This window comes from Amycolatopsis ponsaeliensis, assembly GCF_030182635.1.
GTDB classification, from domain to species: Bacteria; Actinomycetota; Actinomycetes; order Mycobacteriales; family Pseudonocardiaceae; genus Amycolatopsis; species Amycolatopsis ponsaeliensis.
On sequence record NZ_JAPZLD010000126.1, the window covers coordinates 1 to 578 of the forward strand.

Annotated in this window: 1 protein-coding gene; it reads right to left on the reverse strand. The window is 69.6% G+C overall.

The annotated features are described in order from the left end of the window. A partial coding sequence (locus QQ657_RS56510; RefSeq protein WP_284750750.1) for a helix-turn-helix domain-containing protein occupies window positions 1–507 on the reverse strand: 507 nt, incomplete at its 3' end. Window positions 508–578 lie beyond the last annotated feature (71 nt).

Sequence of the window (578 nt, forward strand, 5' to 3'; positions counted from 1 at the left end):
CTGACCGCGCCGGAAGGAGATCTCGTCGATCCCGATCCGCCGCAACCCCGCCAGCCGGTCGACCCGGGCATCGATGTCGGCCGACACCCGGGTGATGATCGCCCCGACGGTAGGCCAGGCGATCCTCAGCAGCTGCCGCACCGCCGATTTGGAGGTATGGCAGACCAGCCATGCCACCGTGTCGTCGAAAGCGCGGGTATGCCCGCCACCATGACGTGCCCACGGCACCTCGGCGACCACCACCCCATGCCGCGCACACGACACGCGCGGGGCGTCGGCCTCGATGAACGCCTGCACGGTGCCCAGATCCAGTGCACGCCACCGGCGACGCCCGGCCCCCAGGTCATAACGCGGGCACCGGGCACCGCAGAGCCCGCAGCGTCGCCGGGCCCGCGCTACCGGCCGGGCATGGACCACCACTACAGCCCGCGCCGGATCGAACTCGACATCCTCGACCACGGCCCGTTCCAGACTGAACAGCCGCTGCCATAGGCTGGCCTTGCGCACGCCGTTCCCCGATCACTTGGTTGCTGACCTTCGACAAGCCAGAAACTAAGCCGGACAACGGCGTGCGCCTT